This window comes from Aestuariivirga sp. (genome assembly GCF_044239095.1).
Taxonomy (GTDB): Bacteria; Pseudomonadota; Alphaproteobacteria; order Rhizobiales; family Aestuariivirgaceae; genus Aestuariivirga.
The window spans coordinates 1-8067 of the sequence record NZ_JBIICB010000200.1 but is presented as its reverse complement, the minus strand read 5'-3'; the positions used below and the strand labels follow the sequence as shown (position 1 = coordinate 8067).

Here is an 8067-nt window from a genome sequence, read left to right as displayed (position 1 = left end):
AGGTTTGAATAGTCGTCGGTGCCCCCCATGGACTTGTCGACGATATGACCGATGTGAAGCCGGGTCTTGCGGCCTGGATCGTCTGGATGTGGCTCGCCTGCGGCCACTCCACACATCTGGCAAGTGAAGCCATTCCGGTCAAGAATCTGCGCGCGCAGTTCCTTGGATATTGCGCGCTGGAACGCAGGCCGGGGCTTGGGGTCTACTAGCAGATACTGACCCTGCTTCAGGTCGGAGCGGTCATTGTGGGTGAGTATCTGAAAGCCTTCTTCATTCCGCAGTTCGCGAACCCGTCGAGCCCACTCGGTTATACCGCCCGCGACCTTTCGGAGTTCATTGACCTCCATAACGCGGCCGAGGTTCGCCAAGAAGTGCGTCCTGAGCTTATCTCTCGCTCCCATATCACTCAGCAGCCGCGAGACTGACCACGCCCTTCAGGGAAATGGCCTCACGTATCTTCGCACCAACAACGGCGGCCACGGGCGGCGGAAACGCATTTCCAACTTGGCGATAGCTTGCTGTCTTGCCCCCCGCAAACTCCCAGCTATCAGGGAAGCCTTGCAGTTTGGCGACCATCTGAACGGTGAGTTTGGGCATTCCTGTGAAGTCTGGGCCAGGTGGTTCATTGCCAATGCCAATGCCGTTGACCCCAAGCTCGGCCCAAGCCTTTCGGGCTCGTGTTGGGCCCAAGTCCGGCCCGCCGTGCTTCTTGGATCCGCCGACGATCGTGGGCGCAATGCGATTTGCTTTTTCCTTCCACGCCTCGGCGTGAGGCCAGCCGCCTTCTGCCATGTGTTTGACGAGCGTTTCTCCCACCGTCTTCGGTGCAATCTTGTCTTTCTCGCCAGGCCATTGGAAACGATCCGCCGCAAACTTGCGGATTGCAACAAGCAGCACGCGCGGCCTCAATTGCGGCACCCCGTAGTCCGAAGAGTGCAACAGATTCCAGAATGGCTTGTAGCCAAGCTTCTTGAGCTTCTTGTCTATTGTCGTGCGATAATCCGTGAAGCGCGGTTCGAGCAGGCCTTTCACATTCTCGAACATCACAGCCGTAGGCTGGATTTCGTCGACAAGTTCGATGCCAACGTTGAAGAGATTTCGCTCATCGCCCTCTCCGAGTTGCTTGCCAGCAACTGAGAACGGCGGGCACGGAAGACCGCCGGCGAGCAGGTCGATGCCCTTGTATTTCGACCAATCGAAGCTCTGGAAAAGGTCATGCTCGATGACATTCCAGTGTTTCCGGTTTCGTATCAGGGTTGCACATGCTGACTTGTCGTTCTCGAACAATGCGGCATGCTCGAACCCTGCTGTTTCCAAGCCAAGTGCCTGACCGCCAGCTCCGGCACATAGTTCAACAGTGACAGGGGCCATCGAATCTCTCCCAGACGCTTGATGTGTAACCCAGATCGATAAGAACGATTAGAGAACGTATCTGCGCGTTTCAACATGTTTCTTAGCTGGTTCCCAGCCGGGATAACCTCCCTAATTCCGCGCGGCTGACGCCCGAAGCTGGACCCCGGCCTCCGCCGGGGTGACGGTATGAGGGGGGTGAAGCCCTGCAGGGCTGACGCCTTGCATGGGGGGAAACTCGCCTCCCTCTTCCTTGCCATCCCGCCCGTCTCCCGCCATAAGACGCGGCAGTTGAGGAAGATTCACCGTTTGGCGGGTGTCGGATGAGCAAGGCGTTGCGGCTGGGGATTGCGGGGCTGGGGACTGTCGGGGGCGGGGTGCTGGATATTCTGGGCCGCCACGGGGGGCTTGTTGCGGCGCGGGCCGGGCGGGCCATTGAAGTCGTGGCGGTTTCGGCGCGCTCCAAGGGGAAAGACCGGGGGCATGACCTGTCGCGGCTCACCTGGCATGACGACCCGGTAAAGCTGGCGGCGGACCCCTCCATTGACGTGTTCGTGGAGCTGATGGGCGGGGAGGGTGACCCGGCCAAGGCGGCGGTCGAAACCGCGATCCGCGCGGGCAAGCATGTGATCACCGCCAACAAGGCGCTCTTGGCGCATCATGGATCGAGCCTCGCCCGGCTGGCGGAAGAGAAGGGTGTGGCGCTGAATTTCGAGGCGTCGGTGGCGGGTGGCATTCCCATCATCAAGACCATCCGCGAGGGGCTGGCGGGCAACCGCATCGGCAAGCTGTTCGGCATCATGAACGGCACTTGCAACTACATCCTCACCAAGATGGGGAACGAGGGGCGGAGCTTCGCGGAGGTGCTGAAGGAAGCACAACAGCTGGGCTATGCGGAAGCCGACCCCACCTTCGACGTGGGCGGCTTCGACACGGCGCACAAGCTGGCGGTGCTCACCTCGCTGGCCTTCGGCGCAGAGGTGAACCTCAAGGCCATCGACATCGAGGGCATTGAGCAGATCACGCTGGACGACATCCGCAATGCTTCCGAGATGGGATACAAGATCAAGCTGCTGGGTGTGGCCGTTGCCTCCGAGCACGGGATCGAGCAGCGCGTGCACCCCACGCTGATCCGCAAGGGCTCGCCCGTGGCGGATACCGATGGCGTGTTCAACGCGGTCGTGGTGAAGGGCGATTTCGTGGGCGACCTGATGCTGGAGGGCCGTGGTGCGGGGGCGCATCCGACGGCGTCTGCCGTGCTCTCCGATGTCGTGGACATCGCGCGTGGCAATTTCCGGCCCGCTTTCGGCATTCCGGCGAAGGACCTTCGCCCCTATGAGGCAGCACCCCAGAAGGCGCATGAGGGCGGCTTCTATGTGGCCCTCAACCTGCTGGACAAGCCGGGTGCGGTCGCCGCCGTTGCCAGCATTCTGGCGGATGAGAAGATCTCGATCGAGAGCATCTTCCAGCGCGGCAAGACGGAGACGGATGCGCCGCGTGCAACCGCTCCCTTCATCCTCATCACCCATGACACGGTGGAAAGTGCCATGCGCGCCGCCCTCGACCGGATCGAGAAGGACGGCCACGTGGCCGCCCACCCGCGCATGATCCGGATCGAGAGGCTTTGACGGCCGAGACACGCCCGCGCGCCTTCCTGAACGTCGAGCGCTCGGTTGCGGGCCGCCGCTGGAAGGCAAGGCTCGATGACCATCGCATCGCCGAGGCGATCTCGCAGCGCCATGAACTGCCGGAGATCGTGGGCCGTGTGCTTGCGGCGCGGGGCGTTGGCGTGGATGAGGCGGAAGCCTTCCTGAACCCGACGATCCGCACGCTGATGCCGCAGCCCTCCGCCTTGCAGGACATGGAGAAGGGTGCGGCCCGCTTGAGCGAAGCCATCATGGCGGGGGAGAAGATCGGCGTCATCGCGGATTATGACGTAGACGGAATATCCTCCGCCGCAATGCTGACGCTGTTCCTGAAGGCCACCGGCTCTTCCTGCAGCGTGCATATTCCGGACCGGCTGACGGAGGGCTATGGCCCGTCTGCGCTTGCTGTGGAGCAGCTGCAGGCCAATGGCGCGCAAGTGCTGGTGACGCTCGATTGCGGGGTGATGGCGCATGATCCCTTGGCGCGGGCGGCGGAACTGGGCCTCGTCACCATCATCGTGGACCATCACCAGGCGGGCGAGCTGCTGCCGGAGGCCTATGCCGTCATCAACCCGAACCGGCAGGATGATGTGTCGGGGCTGGGCTATCTCTGTGCCGCGGGCGTCACCATGATCTTCATCGCGGCGGTGAACAAGGCGCTGCGGCTGAGGGGCTGGTATGGCGAGAACCGCCCTGAACCCAACATGCTGCAATGGCTGGAGCTGGTGAGCCTTGCGACCGTGTGCGACGTGGTGCCGCTCAAGGGCCTGAACCGCGCCTATGTCACGCAAGGCCTCAAGATCATGGCCAGGCGGGAGAATGTGGGGCTTTCCTGCCTTTCCGATGTCTCCCGGCTGAAGCGCAAGCCCGATACCTATGCGCTGGGTTATCTTCTGGGGCCGCGCATCAATGCCGCAGGCCGCATCGGCAATGCGGCACTGGCCCTCACGCTGCTGACGACGCGCGACAAGGGCGAGGCCGCGCAGATCGCGCAGGAGCTCGAGCGGCTGAACCGGGAGCGGCAGGAGATCGAGCTCGCCGTCGTCGACCAGGCCATGCTGCAGGCGGACAACATGCTGGGCAAGGAGCGGCTGGCGCGCGTGCTGGTGGTCTCCGCCCGGGGCTGGCACCCGGGTGTCGTGGGGCTGGCGGCGGCGCGCCTCAAGGAGCGCTTCAACCTGCCGAGCTTCGTGCTGGCGGAGGACAAGGCGGGGCTGCTCGCTGCCGGTTCCGGCCGGTCAATCCCCGGCGTCGACATCGGAAGTGCCGTGCGCGAGGCCTTCGAATCAGGGCTGATCGAGAAGGGCGGGGGCCACGCCATGGCGGCGGGCCTCACTGTCAGCCAGGAGCGGCTGGGCGATCTCCGAGGCTTCTTCGAGGAGCGGCTGGGCCCGCAGGTTCTGGGCGCGCAGGACAGGGCGTTCTCCATCGATGCCGCGCTGACGGCGGGGGCGGCGACACTGGAGCTGATCGAACTGCTGGAACAGGCGGGGCCATACGGCACGGCGCATCCATCGCCCGTCTTCGCCTTTCCCGCCCACCGCGTGGTCTATGCCGACCGGGCAGGGGGCGACCACATCCGCTGCACGCTGGCGTCTGCCGACGGCAAGAGGCTCAAAGCCGTGGCCTTCCGTTCCATGGGCACGGATCTGGGCGAATTGCTGTTGTCCGAGAAGCAGTTACCGCTGCACATCGCAGGCCGGCTCACCATCGACGACTGGTCCGGGGCGCGCGTTCCCTGCCTCCACATCGAAGATGCCGCACGTGTGTCGTAAGGCTTGCCAAGCACGCCGAACCCCCTTATAGACCCCTCCGCGCGGCGCCCTTCGTCTATCGGTTAGGACGACAGCCTTTCACGTTGTAAAGACGGGTTCGACTCCCGTAGGGCGCGCCACTTCCCCTTTTGCTACAGATATCAGATCGCCTCGCGCGCCGCCGCGAGGATCTCGCCCCGCAGTGCTCCTTCGCCGACGGCGCGGGCGAGGATGACGGCGCCGACCAGGGTGGACATCTGGCGGATGAGAGCGGCGCGCTGAGGGGTCGTCAGGTCCTTGCCGGCCAGGCGGGCGATGGTTTGCTCGATGCCGTCCTCGAAGGCGGCACCGATGAGTTTTCCGGCGCGGCCCACGTCCGCGCCGAGGCTGGGGACGGGGCAGCCTTTGCCCGGATTCTCGACATGGGCATCAGACAAATAGGTCTCGAAATAGGCCTTGCGGGCGGCGTCCGTGCCCCGGGTCCCAGCGGACTCGGCGAGGCCTGTGAGAATCCCGCCGAAGGCCTCGCGGACGGCGGCGGCTGTCAGGTCGTCCTTCGACTCGAAGTGCTTGTAGAAGCCGCCGGTGGTCATGCCGGCGGCGGTCATCACATCGGCGACGCTGGTGCCGGCGATGCCGTTCTCCCGCATCAGGCGGGCCGCTTCCGCTGTGATCCGCGCCTTGCTGGCCTGTGCTGCCTCCCGGGATACCCGCATCGCACTCTCCTCTTGACTTTAGATGTTGGATAGCATCTATATTATTAGATGACGAATGTAATCTAAAAAGAAGGACAGCGATGGATCAGCTTCTTGCTCGCCCCACCCTCACGGCGGAGACATTGAATGCCACGGCGCGGCTGCTGGGGGTGGATGACAGCGGTGTCGTCAGCATCGACCATCCGCTGCTGGCCAAGGACCGGCCCGACATCACCATCCGGGCCGATGCGAAGGGCTGGATCCGATTCCTCTCCAAGGAGGTTTCCCTGCTGCGCCTTCTCGCCACCGGGGGCTTGCGCATCAAAGGCAGCCCCAAATTGCTCGCCGCCTTCGGCAAGTGCTTCCCATCCTGACAGAAAAGGACAAGAGAATGGACAAGACCAGATTGTTGCAGCGCTTCGGGCCCGCCGCCCTCGTCACCGGCGCGTCTGACGGCATCGGGCGTGCCTTCGCAGAGGAACTGGCGGCGGCGGGCTTCGACCTCGTGCTCGTGGCGCGGCGCGAGGCACTGCTGAAGGAGCTGGCTGACACGCTCACATCGCGTCACCCGGTCAAGGTACGCGCGGTGGCGGCTGACCTGTCTCAGCCCGAGGGCATTGCAGCGGTTCTCGCTCAGACGAAGGATGTCGGCATCGGCCTTCTGGTCGCTGCCGCGGGCTTTGGCTCGTCCGGTGCATTTCTTGACCAGGATGTGGCGGCCGAAGCCAATATGGTGGACGTCAACTGCCGGGCGGTCGTCGAACTCGTGCATGGCATCGGCGGGCGGATGCAGCGGGCAGGGCGGGGCGGCATCGTGCTGTTCGGTTCACTGGTGGGTTTCCAGGGCGCGCCCTGGTCGGCGACCTATGCCGCCACCAAGGGCTTCGTGCAGAGCTTCGCCGAGGGCCTGGCGGAGGAATTCCGGCCCCACGGCATCAGCGTGCTCTCCGTGGCGCCGGGGCCCATCCGGTCCGGCTTCGGGGCAAGGGCTGGGATGCAGATGGGCATGGCGCAGACACCCGGCGTGGTGGCGAAGGTTTCTCTCGAAGCCCTCGGTGGAAGCGCCACGGTGCGGCCCGGCTGGCTGTCGAAGTTCCTCGGCTGGTCGCTGGGCATGCTGCCCCGCTGGCTGCGCGTCCGGGTGATGGGCCAGATCATGAAGGGAATGGCTCAGGTTGCACGGCCTGTCAGCTGATCTCGGCGAGCCGGGCGAGAACCTGCCGCACCGTGGGCCGGCTCAGGCCGCACCTGCGGTGGTCAGGAGGGCTGTGAACGTCATCGCGTTTCTCCGGCGTTGAAAGATCAGGGCGTGTACCAGATGGGCGAGGTATAGGCGCGTTCCTGGACCGTCATCGGCACGTCGTCCGGCATCTTGATGCCGAAGCGCTTCTGGTCATAGGCGGTCCAGCGCGGGGTGGGGATCTCGATGACGCGGGCGTAATAGACCGCGCGCAGCGCCGGGTCGAAGTCCGGGTCCTTCCAGACTGCGATCAACTCCGGGCTGCCGATCGAATTGGTCCAGGTGGCGTTGGCCACGTCGACCGTGTTGCCGACGGGCGGCAGCTTGCCGTCAGCGCCGGGCTGGCGCGCGTCCGACCAGGCGATGTCATGAACCTTTTCATGCAGCTTGCCGGCGGAATCGACCCAGCCCTTGATGATCTGGATACGGTCCAGGTTGCCGCTCAACGGATCTTTCATCGCAGCGGCAAGGAAAGTCGGCGACTTGCCCTCGGGCGCGCCTTTGAGGTCGCCGCCCATCGGCACGCCCTTGGCGTAGCCTGCATCAGCCGGCATGCGCGTCTGCGCGTCGGCGGGCTCGAAGTCCCAGCCGCCGAAGAAGCGCACCAGCATGCGCGGGCCCGTGGTCGAATAGGCTTCCTTGCGCTTCAGCGCATCCCAGATCGCCTCACGCGTGTTTTCGGTGGCCCAGACGCCGGTGTAGCCGGAGGCCGCCATCTGCCAGCCCTTGATGCTGACCTGCGGCGTCTTGATGACGTCATGCGCGAAGCGGCTGGGCGAGGGCTCGACGCCCGTGTGCTTGCCGAAGAAATTGTCTTCCTCCGCCGTGGTGAGGCCCGTATGCGTATCAGTCCCGCTGACGAAGCCGAACTTGAAGGGATTGGCGCCGAGCGTGGCCTCGAGCTTCAGGCCCTCGCTGAGCGCCTGACGCGCGTATTCCCGCTCGATCATCCCCGGCTGCTTGGGCACACCCGCCAGGTTGGCGGTGTCCCATCTTTCGAAGCCTGCGAATTCATCGTTGGGTGGGCTCTTTTGAAAAACGAGTGGGTTACGCTGCGTGACCATTGATCTTCGGGAAGTCGAGTTTTCCGGCGATGAGGAACAGCACGGTCCGCATGGTGCTGAACCGCTTGTATCCCCTGGCCTTGCGCTTGGCGGCCTGAAACAGCCCGTTCAAGGCCTCGAGAAAGCCGTTGGTCTGGCGTGTCTGCGTCCAGGCAACAATGCCATCGAAATGGCTTTTGATCATCCGTGCAACCTCCTTCATGGGCTCGACCTTCGAACGCAGCACGTTGCTGCACCATTGCGAGAGCATGGCCGAGACGACGTTGATCTGCTTTCGCTCAAGGATGTCGCGGAGGCTTTCACGGTAGAGCCATGCCC

General features: G+C 64.2%; 8 protein-coding genes, 1 tRNA gene and 1 pseudogene. 5 read left to right on the top strand and 5 right to left on the bottom strand.

Annotation, left to right across the window (positions count from 1 at the left end):
• The coding region (locus ACILRA_RS16200; RefSeq protein ID WP_395663112.1) for an HNH endonuclease at positions 1–368 on the bottom strand (368 nt) is incomplete at its 3' end.
• Between the two features lie 34 nt (positions 369–402).
• Complete coding sequence (locus ACILRA_RS16195; protein WP_395663111.1) at positions 403–1371, bottom strand: DNA cytosine methyltransferase; 969 nt, start codon at positions 1369–1371, stop codon at positions 403–405.
• A gap of 302 nt (positions 1372–1673) precedes the next feature.
• Here ACILRA_RS16195 and ACILRA_RS16190 point away from each other — a divergent pair, with 302 nt between their 5' ends.
• The 3 genes from ACILRA_RS16190 (at position 1674) to ACILRA_RS16180 (ending at position 4890) form a co-directional block, all read left to right on the top strand.
• Complete coding sequence (locus ACILRA_RS16190) at positions 1674–2978, top strand: homoserine dehydrogenase (protein ID WP_395663110.1); 1305 nt, start codon at positions 1674–1676, stop codon at positions 2976–2978.
• Positions 2975–4771: a single-stranded-DNA-specific exonuclease RecJ gene (recJ, locus tag ACILRA_RS16185; RefSeq protein ID WP_395663109.1), complete on the top strand. Its 1797-nt coding sequence runs from the start codon at positions 2975–2977 to the stop codon at positions 4769–4771. The genes ACILRA_RS16190 and recJ overlap by 4 nt, the downstream gene beginning before the upstream one ends.
• Before the next feature lie 44 nt (positions 4772–4815).
• Positions 4816–4890 (top strand) — tRNA-Glu (locus ACILRA_RS16180).
• 21 nt (positions 4891–4911) lie between these two features.
• Here ACILRA_RS16180 and ACILRA_RS16175 read toward each other — a convergent pair.
• Positions 4912–5466, bottom strand: a complete 555-nt coding sequence (locus ACILRA_RS16175) for a TetR/AcrR family transcriptional regulator (RefSeq protein ID WP_395663108.1) — start codon at positions 5464–5466, stop codon at positions 4912–4914.
• An 80-nt stretch (positions 5467–5546) separates the two neighbouring features.
• Between ACILRA_RS16175 and ACILRA_RS16170 the strand changes: the two genes are divergently transcribed.
• Positions 5547–5819, top strand: coding sequence for an SCP2 sterol-binding domain-containing protein (locus ACILRA_RS16170; RefSeq protein WP_395663107.1), 273 nt, complete (start codon positions 5547–5549; stop codon positions 5817–5819).
• Between the two features lie 17 nt (positions 5820–5836).
• On the top strand, positions 5837–6640 hold the full coding sequence (locus ACILRA_RS16165; RefSeq protein ID WP_395663106.1) for an SDR family NAD(P)-dependent oxidoreductase: 804 nt from the start codon (positions 5837–5839) through the stop codon (positions 6638–6640).
• Between the two features lie 107 nt (positions 6641–6747).
• Here ACILRA_RS16165 and ACILRA_RS16160 read toward each other — a convergent pair.
• Both ACILRA_RS16160 and ACILRA_RS16155 read right to left on the bottom strand, forming a co-directional pair.
• Positions 6748–7707: pseudogene (locus ACILRA_RS16160) on the bottom strand (DUF3604 domain-containing protein); the annotation flags it as partial.
• 25 nt (positions 7708–7732) lie between these two features.
• Positions 7733–8067 (bottom strand): transposase (locus ACILRA_RS16155; RefSeq protein ID WP_395663105.1); only part of this gene is annotated, 335 nt, incomplete at its 5' end.